The organism is Neobacillus dielmonensis (assembly GCF_000612665.1).
GTDB lineage: Bacteria > Bacillota > Bacilli > Bacillales > Cytobacillaceae > Neobacillus > Neobacillus dielmonensis.
In genome coordinates, this window is the sequence record NZ_HG942080.1 from 72,691 (window position 1) to 96,589 (window position 23,899).

At 41.2% G+C, this 23,899-nt stretch carries 17 protein-coding genes; 3 read left to right on the plus strand and 14 right to left on the minus strand.

Features of this window, described 5'->3' with window-relative positions; translation table 11 throughout:
• Positions 1-214: 214 nt before the first annotated feature.
• The 6 genes from BN2425_RS19545 to BN2425_RS19570 all read right to left on the minus strand — a co-directional run bounded on the left by BN2425_RS19545 (position 215) and on the right by BN2425_RS19570 (position 8,807).
• Entirely contained in the window at positions 215-2,410 is a 2,196-nt protein-coding gene (locus BN2425_RS19545; RefSeq protein WP_042463035.1) for a cytochrome c3 family protein, read from the minus strand.
• A 255-nt stretch (positions 2,411-2,665) separates the two neighbouring features.
• The gene (locus BN2425_RS19550; protein ID WP_042463037.1) at positions 2,666-4,417 is read right to left on the minus strand and encodes a cytochrome c3 family protein; all 1,752 of its coding nucleotides are present in this window, start codon (positions 4,415-4,417) and stop codon (positions 2,666-2,668) included.
• Between the two features lie 107 nt (positions 4,418-4,524).
• Positions 4,525-5,493 (minus strand): 6-bladed beta-propeller, encoded by a 969-nt coding sequence (locus BN2425_RS19555; protein WP_042463043.1) that lies wholly within the window; start codon positions 5,491-5,493, stop codon positions 4,525-4,527.
• Between the two features lie 27 nt (positions 5,494-5,520).
• The gene (locus tag BN2425_RS19560) at positions 5,521-6,207 is read right to left on the minus strand and encodes a tetratricopeptide repeat protein (protein ID WP_042463046.1); all 687 of its coding nucleotides are present in this window, start codon (positions 6,205-6,207) and stop codon (positions 5,521-5,523) included.
• A 26-nt stretch (positions 6,208-6,233) separates the two neighbouring features.
• Positions 6,234-7,397, minus strand: a complete 1,164-nt coding sequence (locus BN2425_RS19565) for a NapC/NirT family cytochrome c (protein WP_042463050.1) — start codon at positions 7,395-7,397, stop codon at positions 6,234-6,236.
• A gap of 30 nt (positions 7,398-7,427) precedes the next feature.
• On the minus strand, positions 7,428-8,807 hold the full coding sequence (locus tag BN2425_RS19570; protein ID WP_042463052.1) for a NapC/NirT family cytochrome c: 1,380 nt from the start codon (positions 8,805-8,807) through the stop codon (positions 7,428-7,430).
• A 566-nt stretch (positions 8,808-9,373) separates the two neighbouring features.
• Between BN2425_RS19570 and secA the strand changes: the two genes are divergently transcribed.
• Complete coding sequence (secA, locus tag BN2425_RS19575; protein WP_042463055.1) at positions 9,374-11,881, plus strand: preprotein translocase subunit SecA; 2,508 nt, start codon at positions 9,374-9,376, stop codon at positions 11,879-11,881.
• 459 nt (positions 11,882-12,340) lie between these two features.
• Here secA and BN2425_RS19585 read toward each other — a convergent pair whose 3' ends face one another.
• From BN2425_RS19585 to hpf, 5 genes are all read right to left on the minus strand, one after another.
• Entirely contained in the window at positions 12,341-13,186 is an 846-nt protein-coding gene (locus tag BN2425_RS19585; RefSeq protein ID WP_042463059.1) for a DUF1028 domain-containing protein, read from the minus strand.
• Between the two features lie 16 nt (positions 13,187-13,202).
• Positions 13,203-13,733 carry a chromate transporter gene (locus tag BN2425_RS19590; protein ID WP_042463061.1) on the minus strand — a complete coding sequence of 177 codons (531 nt, stop codon included), beginning with the start codon at positions 13,731-13,733 and terminating at the stop codon, positions 13,203-13,205.
• Positions 13,730-14,302 carry a chromate transporter gene (locus BN2425_RS19595; RefSeq protein WP_042463063.1) on the minus strand — a complete coding sequence of 191 codons (573 nt, stop codon included), beginning with the start codon at positions 14,300-14,302 and terminating at the stop codon, positions 13,730-13,732. The genes BN2425_RS19590 and BN2425_RS19595 overlap by 4 nt, the downstream gene beginning before the upstream one ends.
• A 121-nt stretch (positions 14,303-14,423) precedes the next feature.
• A complete protein-coding gene (gene ggt / locus BN2425_RS19600) occupies positions 14,424-15,968 on the minus strand; it encodes a gamma-glutamyltransferase (protein ID WP_042463098.1) in 1,545 nt (514 codons plus the stop codon).
• Between the two features lie 221 nt (positions 15,969-16,189).
• Positions 16,190-16,735 (minus strand): ribosome hibernation-promoting factor, HPF/YfiA family, encoded by a 546-nt coding sequence (gene hpf / locus BN2425_RS19605; protein WP_042463065.1) that lies wholly within the window; start codon positions 16,733-16,735, stop codon positions 16,190-16,192.
• A gap of 270 nt (positions 16,736-17,005) precedes the next feature.
• Between hpf and BN2425_RS19610 the strand changes: the two genes are divergently transcribed.
• Positions 17,006-17,500 carry a spore coat protein gene (locus tag BN2425_RS19610; protein WP_042463067.1) on the plus strand — a complete coding sequence of 165 codons (495 nt, stop codon included), beginning with the start codon at positions 17,006-17,008 and terminating at the stop codon, positions 17,498-17,500.
• A 66-nt stretch (positions 17,501-17,566) separates the two neighbouring features.
• Here BN2425_RS19610 and BN2425_RS19615 read toward each other — a convergent pair whose 3' ends face one another.
• Entirely contained in the window at positions 17,567-18,283 is a 717-nt protein-coding gene (locus tag BN2425_RS19615) for a ComF family protein (RefSeq protein ID WP_042463070.1), read from the minus strand.
• The gene (locus BN2425_RS19620; RefSeq protein WP_042463073.1) at positions 18,280-19,797 is read right to left on the minus strand and encodes a DEAD/DEAH box helicase; all 1,518 of its coding nucleotides are present in this window, start codon (positions 19,795-19,797) and stop codon (positions 18,280-18,282) included. The genes BN2425_RS19615 and BN2425_RS19620 overlap by 4 nt, the downstream gene beginning before the upstream one ends.
• Before the next feature lie 197 nt (positions 19,798-19,994).
• Between BN2425_RS19620 and BN2425_RS19625 the strand changes: the two genes are divergently transcribed.
• The gene (locus tag BN2425_RS19625) at positions 19,995-22,619 is read left to right on the plus strand and encodes an N-acetylmuramoyl-L-alanine amidase (protein WP_052352972.1); all 2,625 of its coding nucleotides are present in this window, start codon (positions 19,995-19,997) and stop codon (positions 22,617-22,619) included.
• Between the two features lie 74 nt (positions 22,620-22,693).
• Here the strand turns inward: BN2425_RS19625 and BN2425_RS19630 are convergent, their stop codons facing one another.
• Positions 22,694-23,533: a DegV family protein gene (locus tag BN2425_RS19630; protein ID WP_042463075.1), complete on the minus strand. Its 840-nt coding sequence runs from the start codon at positions 23,531-23,533 to the stop codon at positions 22,694-22,696.
• Between the last annotated feature and the right edge of the window lie 366 nt (positions 23,534-23,899).

A 23,899-nucleotide genomic window follows, 5' to 3' on the forward strand; every position in this document is an offset into this window, starting at 1 on the left:
AGTGCAGTTTATTCCAAGACAGTCATATTGTACTTGTCCATTATATCGTGAGAACAGCAAAAAATACAAAAATCTATCTATAATATCCTTCGTTCATATTAAATAGAATCATCAACTTAATTATTAGAAATTGCTTTCTTCATTTATCTTTTTACTAATAGTCATGATGGTAAAAACACGAGAAGGAAAGTCCCCTTCTCGTTTTTTGGAATTATTAATTAAGTTTTATAGGTGCATGAACAGCTCTCATAGAGTTTTCTTTACTAAATGTTTGATATTCCTTCCCTTTATCAGTGTGACAGTTAGAACATCCTTTCGTTCCTTCATGTCCTGGAATTTTTTTATCAAGCTTCGCTTGTTTCCCATAAATTTCTGTTTTTTCATTATGACAATTTAGACAGAAATTAATTTCATCTTTTTCAGTCCATTTTCCGCCAATTGTTGTGTAGCGTTTATCAGCTGGAATGGATGGGGCATTCCCTAATACTTCTCTTAGATTATACAAATTATTTGATCCATGAGTGTCATGGCACTCCGCGCAAGGTATCGGTCCATTTAATTTACTGCCATCTCTTTGTGCTGGCTGCCCAGCAGGTAACTTAAAGTTGTGGCCGGAGTCTTCCACCAAGTAGCTTGTTTCTATATCAGTTATATTAGGATCCATTACCTTTTTTATTGGATTATGACAACTCAAGCATAATGAATATTCTTTAATCGGTTCTACTTTTTTATCATTGCCAACATTAAATGCTTTACTGTACTTCAATGGTTCAGATTTACCTTTTTCAGCACTGATTGACCGATAATCAATATAATCATGACATGTTTTGCACGGTGTATCGTAACTATCAACGGTTACTGTTTTTAACCCTTCATATAGATTATCATGTGTATAAACATAATGGTCTTTTAATAAATTGGGGTTTTTCTCCGACCAGTCCAAATGAGGATTATGACAGCTGGTACAAGCTTCCGGCTGTTTTGCCTGACCCACTTCATTGGCTGTATAACCATGATGGTAGGCAGCATTTTTGTTTTCTATAGCGGGTGCATTCATTGTTCCATCATGACATGCCATACAATAGTTTTGTGATGGATCACCACCAGATTGCCCTTCAGCTAACTCCTCCTTAAATATTGTTTTATAGGATACTCCTACTTGCGAAGGACTTTCCTTTTCATGAGTAGTATGACACGCAGCACACATATTCGTATTCGACATATAATGTCCATGCGGGTTCGATGACGTATGTGTGTTCGGATGATCCGCATCATTCCACACAGCATCTGCCTTAGTAGTAAATGTAAATATTTTTGTAAAAACAGGGTTATATAGATCATCAACAAATTCTGGATCAAAATAAACTAGATAAGTTTGATTATTTTGCAGCCCAGTTGGAGTAAACACAATATTATAAAAGTATGTACCATCAATGACAGTTGGCTCGGAGATTGTTACCTCTCCCTGCAGTAGAACCCTATCTGCAGGATTAGACTTTAAAAACTCTTTCTCGGAAGTGATTTTGATTGGATTATAATTTTCGGTTTTAATTTTGGTTTTAAGTTTTTGCATCAGCATATCATCAGCGACTGTTATCTTGATTTTTGCATTTAAAGGAACATTGGTTAAATCTTCTCCATTAAATTCTTTCCCATTCGTAAAGTCAATAATGGTATTGGTTACATACGGTCTTGATAAAGCCAAAGTAAAATTAGTTGAAGCCTCTGCTAAAATAGCTTCAGTAGAAACTTTTTTTACTTTGACGGTAACCGATTGGCTTCCTTCATCCAAACTTTGCGTTGAAAAAGACCATGTTTTTGGCGTACTGGTTTCATCTATTAACCAGTCCGCCGAATTTGCATCTGAATCTGAGATGACATTCCCACTACTATCAAAAGCTGTAAAGAGTAAATCTGTCTTTGATTCATCAACCTGAAATATCCCATTTAAATCTATTTTTTTAGAATTAAGAGTCTGACCTAGCGCAGGAGAATCAATTGAAATAGTAGGTTTAACAAGCGAGAAGGTAACTGATTCTTTTGCTGTATCTTCACCATTCTTTAATTCAATGTATACCGTTTGGGCACCCGATTTTAACGCAGAGGTAGAAAACTTCCATGTAGACTCATTGATAGACCAATTGTTGGTTGTGGATTCAGATATAACGTTGTCATTTTCATCGGTTGCTGTAAAATGTAACTGCGTTAATGGGGAATCAGAGGTATATGTACCCGAAAATTCAACATCATTTGTTGTAACAGTGTCACCAGGTAATGGTGTTTTAATTATTACAGACTCCCCTGCTGAGAATACGTTTACTGAGGGAAACGAAAATAAAGCAACTCCTATCAAAAGAAACACTATTATAAGAATAAGATAAGGCCGTTTATAGTGGGTGAATATTCTCATTGATCATCATCTCATTTTCGGTAAATTTATTTAGCTCTAACCTCTTGGGCAATTAATTAAAGGGTTTCTATATACATTATAACAGTGGCATTAAAGGAAAATTGGGGCAGAAATGAAGCTATTTTTTGTCAAAATTGTGAATCTGTGGGATAATAAAAACAAGGTAACAATATTACTATTGCTACCTTGCTTACTATCAGTATTAAATATTTTTCATTTTAGCTAACAAGTAGTGGTGCTATTTGTTGGCTTTTTTTATTGCTTAACCCCTGGTTGTAATGGACTGTAATTACTCCAAGTCGTTTCATCATTAGCAATTGAACCGTCATGACATCCAAAACATACAGCCATGCCAGTGTAACGTTTTAAGGCAGATGATGGGTTAGGATCTTTCAAGTAATCTAAAGCAGCATCTTTATCCCCAGCGAATTTTCCGCCAGCAGCAGTTAACGCAGTCAAGTCTTTATCCAAGGAGTCTTTCATAATAGTAGCATCAGTACCATGTGCATAGTGGCAGCGTACACAAGTCAATCTGTCAGTATTTGTCTGGTGACGATGAGCTACTGAGAATACTCCTGTTTCGTTTGTACGTGTAGCCGATAAATAGTCAGTGTGGCAGGAAGCACAGAACTTGCTCATTTGAACGCCACTGTCTACAACATAAGTAGTTGAATTGCTATCAAAGTAATCGTAAAGATTTGAAACCTCGTCAACAGATGCACCAATTAGGAATGTAGCCGTATCGATAGCTTTTGCAGTTGTATCACCTGGTTTGCTGTATGCAAAACCGTCTTTCCATACATAAACAAAGTTATCAGTTGCAGGCTTTTCAACACCTGCTGCCTTCAAAACAGTGTTCGTTGGGCCTGCATGGTTGCCATCACTGCGAATCCATAAGGAAGAGTCTTGGATATACTTAGCTTTCTCACCCTTATAATCCCATCTGTATGTGGAAATAACAGTGGAACCTGCAGGAACTCCATTTCTCTTGAAGAATGCATTTGCATTAACATCAGCAAGAGTAAATACTGTTTCTCTAACTAGGATATAATCACCAACATTTTTTGGAGGTAACGCAGTTTTTTCATAAACAGCTCTGTCTACAAACTTCATACCGCCATTAGTTTTGTCATCTGTAATTTTATTTTCTAAAGTAATCCAGCCGGCTGGGTCAGTTTTCAAATTAGCTGCGCTGTCAGAACCGTGTGGATTGTGGCAGCTTGCACAGCTGAATTCTTCTCCCCAGGCCCCAGTTTCACTATGGTTTCCACCTGGTGCTGCTTTAACATCTACGGTTCCATCTGTTAAGTGAATAGACATATTACCGTCATGAGTTCCGCCAAATGTACCTGCTACTGAATCCTTTTTAGGTGCATCAAATACATTATTGGCTCCCATTGTACCGTCATGGCAGGCAGCACAAGTGCTGTAAGCTCCATCTCTGAATAGCAGCATGTCATCTTCACCTGTGTGGGTTTGGTGACAGCTAGCGCAAGAGTTTGTATTGTTTTGATAGGACCCGTGCATATTTTGTCTTGCGTGCAAATCAGTTTTACCGATATTTTTTGATAAGCCTTCAAAACCAGTTTCGTTGCTGTTTTGATAATTGGTGGTATGGTCTACATAGGCTTTCGCACCTTCAATATTGCTATAATCTGCCACAACAACAGAAGAACTTGCAACAATATCGGTTTTGTCTTTATAAGTTAGTTCAATGTTGTATCTTGCATTAACAGTTAAAACTGGGGTTGTATAAGTGCCGGCTTTACTGCTATCAGTTGTTACATCCCGGGTGTCTACAACCGCATTGGCCGCATCCCTGACGGTAACGGTAAATACTGTACCCGCTGCATCTGTAGCTAGACCTTTAAATGTCACTTTAAACGTGTTGTCTGAATTTTGTGTTGCGGAGAAACCTAATGGACTTCTCGCAAATGCGGCAGTACTGAACATTCCCACTAATAATAAAGCTAAGAGTAGTGAGAAGCCGAGTTTCTTCTTGCTCATTCCAAAAACCTCCCTATTTCTCTCTTTTTCTCTCTAAATTAAAAAAGGATAAAAATTTATCATTTTCTCTATTCCACGCATCACCACCTTAAAGAGTTCTTTTAACATTAAAAGTAAACAGCCACTCTTTGGTTAAAGGTATCCGTTATATACAACTCACTCTTTTCATCGATATATAGGCCATTAGGGAGATAAAATTGGTCATTTCCTGCACCCAATCCGCCAAATTGATAAATTTGCTTACCTTTATTGTCAAATGCGTATACATAGTGAGTCATATTGTCAATCAAAAACAATGTTCCTTTTGAGTCTACGGCTATTCCTCTTGGATTAACAAATTTCGATTGACCCTTTGCATCTTTACTGCCATTAATGGTCCTTTTGAATTCTCCTTTTTTATCATAAACTACTACCCTTTGGTTACCTGAATCAGAAACATAAATATTCTTATTCTGATCAACAGTAACCGCGTTTGGGGAATTTAAAAAATCATCCTGTCCAGCTGCTGTTGTAATTTCCAAAAGTTTTTTTCCATCGAGGTTAAAGACCATTACTTTTTTACCCTGGATGTCCGTGACATAAAGCTTATTATCAAAAATTCTCAGGCCGCTTGGACTTGTAATAGCAGGGGTAGAAGTATCCTTTTCTTCAAAGTATTTTTTAAACTCCCCCTTTTCACTGAAAATGGAAATTTTCCCATTGTATAAATCAGCCACATAGACGTTTCCCTTACTGTCTCCAGCAATTCCATAAGGAAATTTAAATTCACCTTCTCCTGTACCCTCTTTTCCAAACTTAAAGATTGGGTTGCCAGAGGTGTCAAAAACCTGGACCTGTTTATGGTTTGTATCTGTTACATAGACATATTCCCCAATTTTGGACACATCCATTGGTTTATCAAGCGGTGCCTTGAATTCCCCTTGAATAAAATAACTGAATTGCGGCTGTCCGCCATTCACTTTATTGGCAAAATTGTCAACATTACTGCCTAATTTCAAGAAATAGATGGCCGAAAACAAAATAACGGATAATCCAACAATAGAACCCATCCATATATACACGGTTTTTCTTTTCAAAGGGTCCAACTCCTTTTATACCTAGATTTAATTCTTGGATGCCAATCTATCAAGGGCTTTTAATGCCGGTTTATAAAGAGGATCATAGGCTAGAGCATCCTTATAAATGGCTTCGGCTTCTTTTTTCTTTCCTTGATTTTCTGCAACTAATCCTATCTCGTAAATCGTATCCGTATTTCCTTGATTTAATTTGTCAGCCTCTGTTAATGCTTCTTCGGCTTCCTTATACATTTTTAAGTTGCGATAGGATCTTCCCTTTAAAAGATGTCCCTTGTAATCTTTGGGAGAAATTTCTGTTGCTTTAATAGCATTTTGCAAAGCATCATCATATTTCTTTTGTTTATCGTAAACAATACTTAAGTTTAAATAGGCATCAAAGTAATTTTTATCAAGAGATTTTGCTGTTTTATATTCCTTAATGGCCCCATCGTAATTTCCATCTAAAAAATAGGAATAGCCTAATTGCACCCGGTCTTTCGGATTGTTTGGATTTTTCTTTACTTCATCTTTATAAAATTTGATTTGCTCTGCAATTTGTTTAGAGTTGGTATCCATCCAAAGGTATTTATCACTTATAAAATATCCGGCAAGTAAACAAATTACTAAAGTACCCGCCAGCAATATAGTTGATTGCCACCAAGTAAATCGTTCCCTTTTGGCTTTTTTTACTCTCTCTTCAGGCTCTTTTGGCTGAAATGCTTCTTCTGCTTGCATACGAATCCTCCTACTATTCGAAATAACTAATCCTCTTTATGGCAGGAAGAACATTTTTTCTCATTGTGACATTGGTAACAAGTCTCCGATACCTTAACATCATTTGGCAGTCTAATAGGATGTGTTTCTCTCCATTCCTTGTCCTCATGACTGCTGGGATGGCAGCTATTGCAAGTCACATTTGATGTTTTGTTGTTCCCCGTCTTTTCATAATCATGGCAAGTTAAACAAGAATCCTCGTTCTTTTTCGCAAGGACGCCATGGCTGTTAATAAATTCTTTATTATGACTTGAAGGCCGTTGAAGGTGACATGCTTTACAGAATGTATTTTCCTTTGCATATTCCTGCTGGTTAATTTGTTTTGTTTCTACTTTTCCGCTGTTTAAAAATTGTGTATATGCGGGCTTGCCATTAAATAATGTAATCTCTTCTTTTGACATATACTGGTGGCAGTTATTACAATCCTTTACATTATCTTTTGCCTGTAAGCCATGGGACTTCAGCTTAAAGTCTTCGTTTTTATGGCTTTTTGGATACATGGCTGTTTTATGGCAGGCTTCACATTCAGTTGTTACGTTACGTGCCTCATGGCATTCCATACATGTTTCCATTTTTGTTCTAGTAAACTTGATATCACTCATCATTGTTTTTCCTAGCGATGTATCCCATTTTTCGTAGTCTGATTTAAATGTCACATTACGTTCAGCAATACTGCCGTGGGCAACACCACTATGACATTTTGTACACTGAATATCTTTTTCCAAATGCTTATCATGAGGAATGATAAGATCTCCGGAGGCGGTTACCTCCCTCGTTTTCATATCGTGACATTCTTCGCACGCTGAATTAGGTATCTCCTTCGGCATTTGTATCGGTGCCGTATAAGTGTTAGTAGTTTTCTTATAAAAGCCGACTGCCCCATCCGCTTTACTTTTCGCTACGTTCTTTGCCCCTGCTTCAACATGGCAGTTAACACAGTCAACCTCACTATGAGTTGAAGCCTTCCAAGTATAATACTCTGGTTTCATCTCATGACAGGATGAGCAAAACGTTGAGCTAGAGGTAGCTTTTAGCCCTAATCCTCCAATAGCAAAGAAGAGGGCTAAAAACAAAACTGTTAAAGTTCCAATTTTAAACAACTTATAGCGAATCCTCGGAGGGGCTGATCGTTTCTGATTTTCCTCTTCCATAAAAGCATCCCTCCAGTTTAATATGACTTGTTATTGCACATCGGATTTAAACCCTGTTCGATGGCAATATTGGCAATAAACATCGGTAGGTGCTTTTGTTTCAGTTGAACCTTCTACCGGTTTTTCACGGTCGTGACAAACAAAGCACTCAGCTTTTTTCTCAGCTGTTTGGGCGGTATAAGCATGTCCGGTCAGCCAATAGTTGCTCTGATCATGGCTTGCTGGCCGATTTGCGTGACAGGCGCTGCAGAAATTATTAATCCGAGCCTGTTCTTTTACGACAGTCAAGTTAGGAGTATATTTACTTCCAGGTGTTTCTTGCTGTTTCAGTTTAAGAATCGACATTAAGTCTTCTTTTGGAATCTCCCTGATCCATTTTGAATCCTGGTGGCAGTTCATACATTTATCCAACTCTGCAATTGCAGTTCCACCATGGCTCTGATTCCAATCTACAGCAGTATGTGATTTAGGAATGTCTGTCGACTTATGGCATGTTTTACACTCCATTGAAACCTTCGCATCTTTTGTCTGCTTGCCGATTGCCTGAATAATAATATCTTGGGTCTTTTCGTCGTGCGCTGCGCCTTCTGCTGATTCTTCGGATGTGGCTTCTTTTCCAGAATCTGCTGCACTTTCTTTATTATTTTCCTCAATCTTCTTCTCCATTTCCTCCGGATTCGGAGGCACTAAGTAGGCAACATCCTTCCACGGTTTCTCTCCACTATTGACCTTGTCATGACAGTCGATACAGGTACCCATGTTTGGCGCCATATATTTCTTTTCCATGATTTTTTGTGCAGTTGCCTCGTCATAGTTTCCGCGTACCTCTTCGGTATTGATTCCCCGTGCGGCTATCTTCGCATGAACAACCCCTGCATGGCAGGAGATACATGGAATTCCTTCGTCAATATGTCCCTTATGGTTTACCTTTAAATCACCTGATGCTGTTACCAAACGGTTTTTGGAGTGGCATTGTAAACAGTTTTGATTTGTAACAGCTTCCTCTTCGGTTTGAACAATTTGTTCCGGAACACCTGTTACGTGATAATAAACCTCTTTTAAAGATTTCATCTTGTGGGTAATCATGTTGACTGCGCCTGGTTTGATATGACACTGGACACAAGTAATATTATTGTGAGCACTGGCGGTATACGTGGAATATTCCGGTGCCATTTCATGACAGCTGGAACAGAATGTCGGAGAGTTGGTAAACGCTATGACGCCATAACCTCCACCACCGATTACAATGAGTCCTATTAGTGAAACAAACATCACTTTCCAGCGTGTGACCGGGTCTTTCCAGTCTATATTTTTGACCCAGTGCCAAAGTCTGCGAAAGAGTCCCTTCTTTTTCTCTTCTCTCGTTTCGGGATCGGTCTCTTTATTTTTCTTTTTCCCCCAAAAGGCCACTTTCCTCACCCTTCCCATATTTAATTGGATATCTATTTATTCTCCAGATTAACCTCTCTAAAGGTAGTATCTATCATTCTCAAAGTAGATTCCAATGTACAATTTGTGAATATTTTACCATGTTGCAGAATCATGTAATTCCACCCAAAAACAACATGAAAATGTTGATATATAAGGATTCTATTATCAACGTAACTACAGTGTAAACACAAAGACAAAACTCATAAATATACATATTTACTTCCATTTATTCATTCTTCACTAGACTTTCAATCTTCTATCTTTCGTAAGGATAGTGACAGATTACAGAAAGTCACAAAGCTGCCATTTTTGTCGAAAATCCGAACATTTTAGATGAGGGATTTTTAAAAAGATAAATTAAATTCCGTTTTCTCTGGATTTATGATTGAATATGGAGACTCAACAAAGAATGACAAAATCTGCATAGACGCTAACATGTTGTCACTCTATCACTGAAAATGGTAAGATGAAGGAAGGATTATCTTTATGTATCAATAGTATTTAGAGGCTTTTGAGTAAAGACAAAAAGGAGCGTTCATCATAATATGGGGATTTTAAATAAAGTCTTTGACTTGAACAAACGTGAGCTAAAACGATTAGACAAGCTCGCTAACCAAATAGAAGCACTAGCTTCCGAAACTGAGGGACTTACTGACGAACAGCTTCGCGAAAAAACAGAAGAATTTAAGGCCCGCTATCAAAAAGGAGAATCACTCGATGACCTGCTAGTTGAAGCGTTTGCCGTTGTCCGGGAAGGTGCCCGCCGCGTACTCGGCCTTTATCCGTACCATGTACAGCTCATGGGCGGTATTTCTCTCCATGAAGGTAACATATCGGAAATGAAAACCGGTGAAGGTAAAACTTTAACAGCTACCATGCCGGTATATCTGAATGCTCTATCGGGCAAAGGTGTACACGTGGTAACCGTCAACGAATATTTGGCAAGCCGTGACGCCACCGAAATGGGTGAACTGTATCAATTTTTAGGATTAACAGTCGGTCTGAACTTAAACAGCATGGATAAAGATGAAAAGCAAGCAGCCTATGCTGCTGATATCACATACGGAACCAACAACGAGTTCGGCTTTGACTACCTAAGAGATAACATGGTCCTTTATAAGGAACAAAAAGTTCAGCGTCCGCTTTTTTATGCGGTGATCGACGAGGTTGACTCCATCCTAATCGACGAAGCGCGTACTCCATTAATTATCTCAGGCCAGGCTCAAAAATCCACTACTCTTTACATGCAGGCAAACGCGTTTGTCCGAACTTTAACCAGAGACGTGGATTACACCTATGATGAAAAAATCAAAGCTGTTATGTTGACAGAAGAAGGAATCAGCAAAGCGGAAAAAGCCTTTGGAATTGAAAATCTATTTGATATTTCACATGTAACCCTAAACCATCACATCAACCAAGCTCTAAAAGCTAACGTAACTATGCACCTTGATGTTGATTATGTGGTACAGGATGGGGAAGTTGTCATCGTTGACCAATTCACCGGCCGTTTGATGAAGGGACGCCGCTACAGCGAAGGCTTGCATCAAGCGATTGAAGCAAAAGAAGGCGTCGAGATTCAAAATGAAAGCATGACCATGGCAACGATTACGTTCCAGAACTATTTCCGGATGTATGAAAAATTAGCGGGTATGACCGGTACTGCCAAAACGGAAGAAGAAGAATTCCGTAACATCTATAATATGAATGTTATCGTGATTCCAACCAACCGTCCGGTGGTCCGTGATGACCGTGCTGACTTAATATACGCCACCATGGAAGGCAAGTTCAAAGCAGTAGTAGAGGACATTGCCCAACGACATATGACAGGGCAGCCCGTACTAGTTGGTACAGTAGCCATTGAAACCTCTGAATTGATTTCGAAGATGTTACTGAAGAAAGGCGTCCGTCACAATGTCTTGAATGCCAAAAACCATGCCCGCGAAGCAGAAATCATCCTGGAAGCCGGCCAGAAAGGTGCTGTTACCATCGCCACCAACATGGCAGGCCGTGGTACAGACATCAAGCTTGGTGAAGGTGTAAAAGAATTAGGCGGTCTTGCCGTTATCGGTACTGAGCGCCACGAAAGCCGCCGGATTGACAACCAGTTGCGTGGACGTTCTGGACGCCAAGGGGACCCAGGTATTACCCAGTTCTACTTATCAATGGAAGACGAACTCATGCGCCGTTTTGGTTCCGACAATATGAAGAGCATGATGCAAAGACTTGGCATGGACGATTCCCAGGCCATCCAAAGCAAAATGGTGACACGTGCCGTGGAATCTGCTCAAAAACGGGTTGAAGGTAATAACTTTGATGCTCGTAAACAGCTCCTTCAATATGACGATGTTCTACGCCAACAGAGGGAAATTATTTACAAACAGCGTGATGAAGTCATTGAATCAGAAAATCTGAAAGAAATTGTCCAAGGCATGATTCTAAGGTCGATTGAGCGCAATGTTATAGCCCATACGCCGCGACATGAGGATGAGGAAGAATGGAATCTGCAAGGCCTTGTCGACTACGTGCATGCCAACCTGCTTCCAGAAGGCGAAATTACCTTGGAAGAATTAAAAGGTAAAGACCCAGATGAAATGGTTGAGCTGATTTTTGCAAAAGTCAAACAGCGTTACGACGAAAAAGAAGAATTACTTCAAGATCAAATGCGCGAGTTTGAAAAAGTTGTTACGCTTCGTGCAGTTGACTCAAAATGGATCGACCATATCGATGCAATGGATCAGCTTCGCCAAGGTATCCACCTCCGGGCTTATGGACAAATTGACCCGCTTCGTGAATACCAACAAGAAGGATTTGCGATGTTTGAAGCCATGATCCAATCGATTGAAGATGAAACCGCGATGTATATTATGAAAGCGGAGATCCGCAATAACCTGGAGCGCCAGGAAGTCGCGAAAGGACAGGCGGTCAATCCGAAGGAAGACAGCGAAACTGTTAAACGTAAGCCGAAAGTAAACAAGGAGCAAATCGGCCGTAACGATCCATGTCCTTGTGGAAGCGGCAAAAAATATAAAAACTGCCACGGGGCAGCGATGTAAGTTCATTTTCGGGAGAGCCAGTCGGCTCTCTTTTTTTGTTGTGGATGCTTGTAATTGTACGGTGACTTGCTCGTTATAGCAAACTTTCGTTTCCATTTATATCCACCTTATGTTGAATTCCCCTCGATCTTTGTTGAATAACTTTAAACTTTGTAGAATTCCTCCTGATTTTTGTAGAATACCCCACAACACATCATAGGTTATCCATGTATATCCAATTTGTGTTGAATTGTCCCCGGCTTTTGTAGAATAACTTTAAATTTTGTAGAATTCCCTCTGATTTTTGTAGAATACCCCAAAATGCATCATAAATTTTCCACATATATCCAATTTGTGTTGAATTATCCCCGGTCTTTGCAGAATAACTTTAAACTTAGTAGAATCCACTCTGAATTTTGCAGAATCCCACTCCCAACTTAGCAAAACATAAAAAGCCAGGCATCTGCCTGGCTTAAACAATTAAACTTGCTGTTTCATAAACTCCAATACCTCTAAATCAATCCAACCGGGTTTCTGCTCCCGCATCTCAAAGTTTTCGGTATGAAGGTACGTCGTCACCGCTCTGTACAAGGCCTCGTCGTCCCCAAAGTCCCCGGGCAAATAATCAAGCCGCACTAACTGTCGGATGACCTCTTCCTTGACCTCCCCTTCTACGGCCTTCACTTTTTCAGGATTCGATGGAGCAAAATAAAGCTGCTGGAGCTGATAAACTCGTATCAGCTCTTTAATAGGCTCCGGATGGTCGTCTACTCGAAGATCGATATAACGGTCATTGAATCCGCCGTAGCCACCATTTTCTTTGACCACCAATAAAGCAGCTGATTGTTTGCCGCGGCTGTCGCCGCCCGCTTCCTGGCCCGCGTCTAGTGCCGCCAACAAGCGTCCAGCAAGCGAGCCTTTAGCTTGCTGGAAAGTCTCAGCCATTGCAGCTACCGTTTTTTCGTCAACCAAAATATTCCCTTGCGCAGTAAAATGAGTACCCGTCACACCGCCGGCCCAATCATAGCAGGCAGAACCTGTGAACATCGCAGCATTTCCTTCAGCATCAATCAATCCGACCTGCCGCATTTCCTTGTCTGGGTCACCCACCAGAATCAAGTCCAGCGTTTCCTGAGCCGATTTTCCTTCCGCCATCATTTCTAAAGCTTTTGGACCGTATGCAGTGTTCGCGTACGACTGCGTTGCTACAGCCCCCACTCCCGCTTTGGCCCAAGGAACAACTGCTCCTACTCCCAAAAACTTCGACTGAACGGCAATTCCCCATTCTTTTTCGACCGGGTCATAACCCACAATTGAAAAAGTCATCGTTTCCCCTCCAAACTTAAGCTAAAAAGAATCCCCCGTATACTAATGCCCCGGCAATCACATAGGCAGGATGCACTTTTACTTTTTCCATTAATATAAAACTCACAACCCCGATAAACAGCATTTGCCAAATCCCAAAATCGTGATAAGCTTGAAAAATGAAATCATACGTCATCACTCCAAGCAACACCGCAATAACAGGTCTAACAACGGTTGTCATATTTTTAACCCTTGGTGATTCTTTATGTTTCATTAGCAAACTCAAAAGAGCAATCATTAAAATCAGCGACGGGGCTACCGTTGCAAATTCCGCGACAATTGCACCCAGCACTCCACCTTGGGAGTAACCGATATATCCTGCCATTTTCGTGGCAATTGGACCAGGAAGCGCGTTGCCCATGGCCAGCACCTCGGAAAATTCCTGTACCGTCATCCAATGATAGCGGTCGACCACCTCTGCTTCAATCAACGGAATCGAAGACGGCCCGCCGCCATACCCGAGAATTCCAGGGATAAACAACGCTAAAAAGATGTGCAAGTAAATCATGCTGATTCCTTCTCCTTTTTCTTTGCCGCCTTACCAGAACCGCCCTTTAAAAGGGCACCCAATAATAACGCAAAAATTAAGATGGCTGGATGGAGACCGAACCCCTGGAGGATGATCAGACTCACAATGACTAAAAGAATCGTCCATTTCCAGCCCAAGTTGGACTTTTTTGATTTTTTGACAAAATCCCATGTCAAGGTTCCCAGCATAACGGCCACCACCGGAACCACTCCTTTGACCGCCCCTTGGACCCACGGTTTGTCCTTAAACGCATTCAATGACGTCAATAGTATAACCATCAGAATAATCGTTGGGACAATGGTTGCAGCCACTGCACAAATCATCCCCAAATATCCGCCAACCCGGTAACCGATATATCCTGCCATCTTGGTGTTAATCGGTCCGGGCAGCGCGTTTCCGAGCGCCAATATATCGCCGAATTCATCCGAATCCATCCACTTATATCGTTCCACTACTTCCTTATGTACAAGCGGTATCGAAGACGGCCCGCCGCCATATCCAAGGATGCCAACTCGGAAGAAAGCTAAAAAGATGTGCCATTGCTTCAAAGTTGGTCCCCCCTTTCTCAAAATAAACTAAACAAACCTTTATCCATTCAACTTATTCGCCCCTTGTTGCATTCATGTCTTTCAGCGCCGAACTAGGTAAACTTTCTAAGCTAATGTTATTTTACCACGAAGCTATCGACCCATCCGTACGAGGTTCGGTGCCACCCATTAATACACCCGTTTCCGGGTCACGCCAAATAATCTGTCCGCGGCCAAAGCCGCCGGAATCAACAGCCACCTCAATCTGATGCCCTTTTCTTGCCAGCGCTTGAGCAATGTGGTTCGGGAAATGGGGCTCAACTTGAACTTTTTTCCCCTCAATCCATTGCCATCTTGGCGCGTCAAGTGCAGCTTGTGGGTTCAATCCGAAGTCAATCGTATTCATGATGACTTGCATATGGCCTTGCGGCTGCATGTAGCCACCCATTACCCCGAAAGGTCCAACCGCTTGACCCCCCTTTGTTAAGAATCCAGGAATAATCGTATGATACGTCTTCTTGCCCGGCCTTAATGCATTTGGATGCACTGGGTCCAATGAAAAATCATAACCGCGATTTTGCAGGGCAATACCTGTTCCCGGCACAACAATTCCAGACCCAAACCCCATATAATTGCTCTGAATAAAGGAAACCATATTACCTTCCCCGTCCGCAGCAGCAAGATACACCGTACCACCTTTAGGCGGTTGATAAGGATTCGGCGTGATCGCTTCCTCACCAATTTCACTTCGACGGGACGCGCCATACTCTTCTGATAACAAAGTCTCAACCGTCACTTTCATATCGGAAGGATCGGTAATAAATGCCTTGCCATCTGTATAAGCTAACTTCATCGCTTCAATTTGCTTATGATACGTGTCGACCGTCTCTTTTTCTGCAAAATCAAAGCCTTTTGCAATATTTAATCCCAAAAGTGCTACAAGTCCCTGCCCATTTGGCGGAATCTCCCATACATCATAGCCGCGGTAGTGAACCTTAATCGGCTTCACCCATTCTGCCTGGTAGCCTGCTAAATCTTCTTTGGAAATGAACCCATTGCAGCGCTCGGAAAAGTCCGCTATTTGTTCTGCAATTTTCCCACGGTAGAAGCTCTCCGCTCCCGTATCGGCGATTTCCTGTAACGTCTTCGCATGGTTCCTCGAACTCCAGATTTCTCCTGCCTTCGGCGCTCGTCCCTTAGGGGCAAATGTTTCAAACCAAGTATGGAACTCTTCCCCAGTTAGGTTCTGTTTAAAGTTTTTAAAAGCCCGGTCCCAAAATTTTGCCAGTGTCGGGGACAATGGATAGCCGTTTTCCGCATATTCAATCGCTGGTTTTAGCACTTCTGTCAACGGAAGCCGGCCAAACTTTCTCGATAATTCAGCCCATGCTGCTGGTGCACCTGGTACTGTGACAGGGATTAGTCCATGTGATGGGATTTTGTCATAGCCTCTTTCTTTTATCGCATCAATAGTCATTTTTTGCGGTGCCGGGCCACTTGAGTTAAGTCCATGAAGCTGTCCTTTGGTCCAAACAAGGGCAAACGCATCGCCGCCGATTCCATTGGAAGTCGGCTCGACCACCGTTAAAGCCGCAGCTGTTGCAATCGCCGCATCAATGGCATTACCGCCTCTTTTTAAAATATCAAGACCCGCCTGTGCAGCGAGCGGCTGGGAGGTGGCTACCATTCCGCGGCTGGCTAATACCGTTGTCCGCTGAGATGGATATGGTTGATATTGAAAATCAAACTGCACGACTAACACCTCTTTCTCTTATTCTTGTTTTCTATTATAATGAAGTCTCAAAATTTAGTATATCTAAATAATTTTACAATTAGAAATTTTTAGTTTCACAATCACGCAAAAAACGCTGCTCAGCACTAGCCAAGCAGCGTTTCGTTTTTAAGATATTATTGTGCTTCAATCAGACCATAACGTCCGTCTTTGCGGCGGTAAACGACATTGGTCCTGTTGGTATCGGCATTTGTGAACACGTAGAAGCTGTGACCTAACAGGTTCATTTGCAGGATGGCTTCCTCGCTGTCCATTGGTTTTAAATCAAACCGCTTGGTGCGGACTAATTCCAAATCATCGTCTTCATCAAGAACTTCCGAATTGCTGGTCGCAGCAAAAGCAGGCGGCACATTTCCTTTTTCACGGAACTTCCGGTTGATTTTCGTTTTATGCTTACGAATTTGCCGCTCTAGTTTGTCAGTAATTAAGTCAATTCCTGCGTACATATCAGCATTCATTTCTTCTGCACGAAGAGTTAAATTCGGCAGCGGTATCGTTACTTCGACTTTTGAAGTTTTATCTGGATTAAATCTAAGATTGACATTAACCTTAGCATTTGGTGCTTCTGTAAAATAACGCTCCAATTTAGAAATTTTCTTTTCCAAATAATCTCTGATTGCTGGAGTTACCTCAATGTTTTCACCACGTACGTTATAGTTCATGTGTGGAGTCCTCCTTTATTTAAGGCTATGTTATTACATTTCTATTTTACCCTATGAGAATCCTGCTAGTTCAAAATAAATAATTTGTCGATTTATTGACAAAAACAACGGGAAAATAGTGAGAACGTTGGTAATCACCTTTGCCTTTCATAAAAGATTTAGGTAAAATGATTGGTTATTCATCTTTATTTTAATATTGTTAGGGACAATTTTCCAGTAATAAGGCCATGGAATAAGGTAAATTGATGTGAAATCAAAGGAGGATGCTCGATGACCACAGAAGAGAGAAGAACTTTGGCCTGGCATGAGACCTTGGAATTGCACGAATTGGTCGCATTCCAATCAACGGGGCTAATGAAGCTGAAAATGTCTATCAACAAGGTGAACGACCCGGGATTAAAAGAACTGTATCGGAGATGTATCCGCGACCTTGAAGCCAACCTTCGTGAATTGCTGAAGTTTTATCCACAAGCCGCAGGTTATCAGGCTCGAGATGAGGAAGTCCGCGAAGATTTGGGCTTTTTCGCCGCTGACTTACTTGCCCTATCGAAAACACTGGTGCGAAATTTAGCGATTGCGATCACGGAAACAGCGACACCTGCCCTGAGAAGAACGTTTAGTAAACAGTTAACGGGTGCCATTCAGGGACATGAAAGAGTGTTTAATTATATGCATGAGCATGGCTACTATCCTGCCTATGACCTGGGAAGGCTGTTAGGAAACGATATGCAACTTGCACAGAAAGCACTTGAGATGAGGGAATGAGGAAAGCGTGTGGGCGGCAAAGTACTGCCGTCCTTTCCTCTATTACAAGTGGTCCTAATGTATCGTCTACCTCGCAATAGTTAAGGAATTCACACTAAAGGCGCCAGCTTCTTTTAATAGCTTAGCAGCGTGCCTTAAGGTTGATCCTGTTGTGTAGATATCATCCACGAGAATAACCTTTCTTCCTTGCAGCTGAGGGGCTGGTATGAGTTGAAATACCTGTGGAAGGTGGATACGCTCTGTCCGGGACTTTTTTGATTGTTTTTCCGAATGGACTCTAGTAAGCATTTTCACAGGGGCAAATCCCGCTTCAAGTAACAGGGCTTCCGCCTGATTAAATCCTCGCTCATAAAGTCGTTCCTCACTTAATGGAATCGGAATAAATAAATCGGCCTCCATGTTCCCTAGCCTGCTTTTAATCTCATCAGAAAATACTTTTGCCAAAATATAATCACCACGATATTTGAACTTTGCGATTACTTCTTTTAAAAAATCATTATAATGAAACAGGGAAAAATTCTTTTCAAGCAGTCCCTGCCATTGAAGGTCTTCTTCCCAGCGACAGCAGTCATTACAGATTTCTCCAATCCGAAATGTATTGGCTAATGCTTCAAATGAGCGCCCGCAGATTTTGCATGTTTCCCCTTCAATTCTTTCAAGCTTTCCCTCACAAGCTTCGCAAATGACATGTTCAGTTTCCATTGAAAAAATCCACCCCCAGCCGACAACGGCGGTAATGAATTGTCCACAAATCAAGCATCGCTCCTGTTGGAAATTATTCAAATCCTCCCCTCCTTTTTAAATGATTCCCGGTCAAGCAGTCCTACCTTAAAGCCCTCTCGATTCATCATGAGAATTTGTCTTCTAGCTTTCAACATTTCTTCTGTTTTACCATAATGAAAAAACGTTACTACTCCATCCGGATAGTCCTTACTTCGCCCTGCTCTTCCGGCAATTTGGACAAGGGCGCTCTCGGTAAAAATGATATCTTCTGCACCAATTACAGCAACATCAATGTTTGGAAAAGTAACCCCCCGTTCCAAAATGGTAGTCGTCAGCAACAGTTTAAGTTCTTTTGATCGCATTTTTTGGACCTTCTCTTTCCGCTCAGGGTCTTCGGCATGAACCGCTTCTATATTGGGAGTAAGAGGGCGAAGGATCGCAAGGGCTTTTTCCATCATTGGAATATGGGGAAAAAACAGCAGGGCCTGTTTACCGGAATCCAGCCTGCTTTTGACCCATTGAATAACATTAGGAGGAAGCTTATCTTTGTAAAGCAGCTTTTGCCAATTCCCACACCACTTGAACTGTGGTACGGGCAGCGAATGTCGGTGAAAGCGAGCTGGAATGGTAGTGAAATTCCTTTGTCCCGAACGGCATTCTCTTTGCCACTTTTGATTTGGAGTAGCAGTTAAATAAATCATTGCAGACACAGGCTTACGGGCCTGAATGGCAGCATACTGAAGAGATTCCTCTACCGTATATGGAAAAGCATCGACTTCATCGAGAATAATGGCATCAAAGGCATGATAAAAGCGGAGCAGTTGGTGGGTAGTGGCAATTGTAAGTGGAGCATATACATGGCGATCCTCACTTCCGCCGTATAAGGCAGCAATGTCTATGGCAGGAAAAGCTGCTTTCAGACGAGGAAATAGTTCAAGGACAACATCCGTCCTCGGCGTTGCAATGCAAATTCTCTTTTTGGCAGAAAGTGCGGCCTCTATTCCAGCAAAAAGAACTTCCGTCTTTCCTGCACCACAAACAGCCCATATAAGCCATTCTTTATTTTGGAGAATCGCTTCGACCACTAGGTCCGAAGCTTCTTGCTGACCTTTGGAAAGCGTTCCTGACCAGCCCATGATTTTGTCTGGGACCTCAGTAACTGGCTCTGACCCATTCCAGCCAATGAGCGGTGTGCATTCACTGATTCGCCCCATCATGATGCAGTGACGGCAGTAAAGGCACTGCTCCCCACACCTCGCGCACATAAATGAACCAAACTGCTGCGGGTCTTTGTTTCCACACCGGACACAGACTGGCAGTTTTCCTTGGTACTCAATGCCTTTTCGGTAAGTGATATACCCATTCTCATAGTGGGATTGAATTTCATCGAATGGGAAAGGAATGTCATCAAGGAGGATTTGTTTACCGGCGAGAAGCAACTGAAGTTTAGGATTAAAAGGAAATTTATAGTTTAGCAGCGGTTGAGGTATAATGGGGATTTGCGATATTCGGGAAGAATTACCTGAAAGACATCGTTCTGGGAGTAAGTGGTTACTATTTACTAAAAATCGCATAACATGATCTCCACCTCTTTTCTATTAAGTTACTTCATTAATTTCTCCCTTTCGTATATCATTTCCTTCTTTTTTTCATTTCAACTAAAAATGTTGTTTGGCAAAATATTAAAATAGGAAATGTAAGTTTTTATATATTTTTAACTATTACAATAGTATTATTGAATTTGTTAATAACCTAGCCGAAAGGATGAGAAATGAGAGTTTTAAAAAATTTTGGAGTAATTTTATTAGCAGGAATTGTTTTGGTATTGTTCGCAAGAGTTCCATCACAAGCTTCCGCACAAACAACGGGAGCACTAGGTAATATTGACTCTCCAGCAAATGGTAATACTGTTAAGGGAAAAACCACAGTGAATGGCTGGTACCTAGATGATACGGGTGTTTCAAAGGTTGAAGTGTTAGTGGACGGGACCGTAGTTGGTCAAGCTGAATACGGAGACCAAAGACCGGATGTCCAAAAGGCTTATCCACAATACAATAACGGGAACTCAGGTTTTCATTATACCCTCGACACCACTAATTTCACTGATGGGGTACATACTGTTACAATTCGCGGAACAGGTTTGAACGGCCGGAATATCACAATCCCCGGAAATACTGTTACAATTGCCAATGTGAAAGGGTATCTGGACAATCCATTTCCCGGAGCAACACTAATTGGGACTCATACCATTTCGGGCTGGGCTCTAGATGATAGCGGCGTTGCTAAAATTGAAATATTAGTAGATGGTATTGTGGCTGGAGAAGCAACCTATGGCGATGAAAGACCTGATGTTCAAAAAGCCAATCCGCAGTACAACAATGGAAAAGCTGGTTTTCATTATCCTCTTGATACTACCAAATATAGTGACGGACTCCATACCTTTACGATCAAAGAAACAGGATTGAATGGTCGGGTCACTACATTATCCAACAGTTCTATCATTATTTCAAATGTGAAAGGTTACCTGGATAATCCGGCATTAGGTACGAATCTAACGGGAACTGCTAACATTTCTGGATGGTTTTTAGACAAAAGTGGAGTTACCAAAATCGAAATATTGGTGGATGGAGCCGCAGCTGGAGACGCAACTTATGGGGACGCAAGATTAGATGTCTTAAATGCTTATCCTCTATATAAAAATGGATTTTCAGGATATCACTACAATCTTGATACTGCTAAATACAGTGATGGTAATCATACTATTACTATTAGAGAGACAGGTGCAAACGGACAAGTAACGACGTTATCACCAATTACAGTGTCATTTTCAAACACAAGGGGATACTTGGACCAGCCGATTTCTAGCGACTACCTAAAAGGAAAGACTAATGTTTCAGGCTGGTTTCTGGACTCAAGTGGGGTATCCAAACTTGATGTATTGGTGGATGGTATAATTGTTGGTCAAGCCATTTATGGAGACGAAAGAAAGGACGTCAAAAAGGCCTTTCCGGAGTTCAATAATGGGAATGCCGGTTTCCATTATTCCTTGGATTCAACCAAATTCAATAATGGCCCCCATACAATTGCCATTCAAGAAACCTCGACTAACGGCCGAACCACGTTATTACCGGAAGTGAAGGTGAACATCAGAAATGAAGCGATAGGATACCTGGATAATCCTGTTCATGGATCTAATGTAAAAGGTAAAACGACCGTTTCTGGTTGGTTCTTAGATCCTAGCTCCGTTTCCAAAATAGAGGTTATGGTGGACGGGCATATATCAGGTGAAGCTACATATGGTGATGAGCGGCTTGATGTCAAAAAAGCCTTTCCGGAATACAGTAATGGAAACGCTGGTTTTCATTATACACTAGATACGTCAGGCATAACGGATGGAAACCATACCTTAACTATTAAGGAAACTGGGACGAATGGCAGCATAAATACATTGGCTGTTTCGATTAACATTGCAAACTTTAAAGGATATCTGGACAATCCTGCTTCCAGCACAAAAATTAAAGGTACTTATAGCCTTTCAGGTTGGCTGCTTGATGAATTCGAAGTAGAAAAGATAGAAGTATTGGTAGATGGCGTCTTAGATGGCAAGGCCATATACGGAGATGCAAGGCGGGATGTCCAAAAGGCTTTTCCTGAGTATGGCAACGGCAAGGCTGGTTTCCACTATACTCTCGACACCGCCAAATATAGCGATGGAAAACATACCATTACCATTAGAGAAACAGGAAAGACAGGGCGTGTTAATACAATCCCCGCAACCACTGTCATCTTTAAGCAAAATCAATCAACAGTATTTCTGGATCCAGGTCATGGTGGATGGGATTCTGGTGCAGTCGGTGGCGGATACCGAGAAGCTGATTTGAATTTGGCTGTTGCCAAGAAAGTCCGAGCGTTGTTAGAGGCACGCGGCTACACGGTCTATATGTCCAGAAGTGATAATACGTTTGTCGAATTGCTTGATCGTTCTCAAATGGCCAATGATCTTGCTGCGGATATTTTTGTAAGTATCCACCATAACTCAACAGGGTCAGTGTCTACCTCTGCTTCTGGTATCGAATCTTACTTTTATAAATACGATCCGGATTATCAATCAAAAATTAACCAAGATATGCATAACAATCCAGAACGAATTGCCAAAAGTATGTCACTTGCAAATATCATCCAAAGTAATATGGTTGAGTATACAGGTGCATATAATCGAGGAACTGATGGACAGTCATTTGCAGTTATACGTGAAGCAGCTATGCCTGCAACTTTACTAGAGCTAGGATTTATTAACAATGCAAGTGAGCGCCAAAAATTAGCGACGGATTCCTATCAAAATAAATTGGCAAAAGCGATTGCTGATGGAATTGATGAGTACTTTAAAGTTTATTAATATTTATTTAGTAAACAAGTTTTTCAGTTATTAAAAAGGACTAGAGAGAAAATCTCTAGTCCTTTTTTGATGTGTTATTTTTTCATCCAGCCCATTCCCATTGATCCTTCACCTAAATGAGTGCCAATGACAGCACCAAAATAGCCAATAGAAAACTCAACATTAGGGTATAAAGTTTCCAATTCAGCTTTCCACTCGTTCGCTTCCCCTTCACGATTTGCATGAATGATAACGGCACGGTAGACTTCGCTGCCAGCCACATCCTCTCCCAGCAGGTCACTGATTCGTTTCAATGCCTTTTTCCGGGTACGGATTTTTTCGAATGGAACAATTACCTTATTTTCAAAATAAAGCAATGGCTTGACTTGAAGCAGGCTGCCAATAAATGCTTGTGCACCTGACAACCTTCCACCCCGCTGTAAATGAGAAAGGTCATCAACCATAAAATACGCACTGGCAGTCTTTTTTAGCTCGCTTAGCCTGTCTAAAATCGCTTGAGGACTTTTACCCTTTGAAGCCATTTCAGCCGCTTCAAGTGCGTAAAATCCTTGAACCATACAGCTGATTTCCGAATCAAAAGCATAGACTTCAATCTCGTCTACCATATTGCCTGCTGTTATAGCTCCCTGGCAGGTCCCGCTGATTCCGCTGGATAAATGAATGCAGATGACAGCATCATACTCCTCCGACAAGCTCTCAAATAATTCAACAAACTGACCGATTGGAGGCTGAGAGGTTGTTGGCAGCTCTTTCGTTTTTACCTCTTCGTAGAATTCACTTGCTGATATATCAATTTCTTCTCGGTAAACCTCTGTTCCAAATATAACTTGTAACGGGATCATATGAATATTCCATTTCTCCCTTATTTCCTTCGGTATGTACGCGGTACTGTCCGTGACAATTGCCGTTTTCATATTGATAACCATCCTTGTTAAGTTTTAAAACTAACGTAAGCATAATCATAATTGTATATGAAACAAACCAAAAAAGCATTATGAATTGGTTATAAATTTCCCAACACAAAAAGGGCATACATCAAGTATGCCCTCAGGCTGTCGAAAAACCCTTCGGCAGCCTCTTATTACATCTAATTACTTTAACAGTTCACCGCGTTAATATGATATAATATCATTAACAATAGATTATTAATGAGGTGAATGGCATTGTTTAAACCTAAAGAGTCCGCCCAAATTGAATATGAATTTGTGTCTATTGAAGAATTGGTACCTGAAAATCACTTCTTCGTAATTGATAATAGTGATATTGATCGTCTATCTGGA

Bases quoted from the DNA above. Each gene is read 5' to 3' on its own strand.
- secA (WP_042463055.1), top strand. From the start codon at position 9,374: ATGGGGATTTTAAATAAAGTCTTTGACTTGAACAAACGTGAGCTAAAA.
- BN2425_RS19565 (WP_042463050.1), bottom strand. From the start codon at position 7,397: ATGGAAGAGGAAAATCAGAAACGATCAGCCCCTCCGAGGATTCGCTAT.
- BN2425_RS19630 (WP_042463075.1), bottom strand. From the start codon at position 23,533: ATGAAAACGGCAATTGTCACGGACAGTACCGCGTACATACCGAAGGAA.
- BN2425_RS19590 (WP_042463061.1), bottom strand. From the start codon at position 13,733: ATGATTTACTTGCACATCTTTTTAGCGTTGTTTATCCCTGGAATTCTC.
- BN2425_RS19585 (WP_042463059.1), bottom strand. From the start codon at position 13,186: ATGACTTTTTCAATTGTGGGTTATGACCCGGTCGAAAAAGAATGGGGA.
- BN2425_RS19620 (WP_042463073.1), bottom strand. From the start codon at position 19,797: ATGCGATTTTTAGTAAATAGTAACCACTTACTCCCAGAACGATGTCTT.
- BN2425_RS19560 (WP_042463046.1), bottom strand. From the start codon at position 6,207: ATGCAAGCAGAAGAAGCATTTCAGCCAAAAGAGCCTGAAGAGAGAGTA.
- hpf (WP_042463065.1), bottom strand. From the start codon at position 16,735: ATGAACTATAACGTACGTGGTGAAAACATTGAGGTAACTCCAGCAATC.
- ggt (WP_042463098.1), bottom strand. From the start codon at position 15,968: ATGGTAGCCACCTCCCAGCCGCTCGCTGCACAGGCGGGTCTTGATATT.
- BN2425_RS19625 (WP_052352972.1), top strand. From the start codon at position 19,995: ATGAGAGTTTTAAAAAATTTTGGAGTAATTTTATTAGCAGGAATTGTT.
- BN2425_RS19545 (WP_042463035.1), bottom strand. From the start codon at position 2,410: ATGAGAATATTCACCCACTATAAACGGCCTTATCTTATTCTTATAATA.
- BN2425_RS19610 (WP_042463067.1), top strand. From the start codon at position 17,006: ATGACCACAGAAGAGAGAAGAACTTTGGCCTGGCATGAGACCTTGGAA.
- BN2425_RS19550 (WP_042463037.1), bottom strand. From the start codon at position 4,417: ATGAGCAAGAAGAAACTCGGCTTCTCACTACTCTTAGCTTTATTATTA.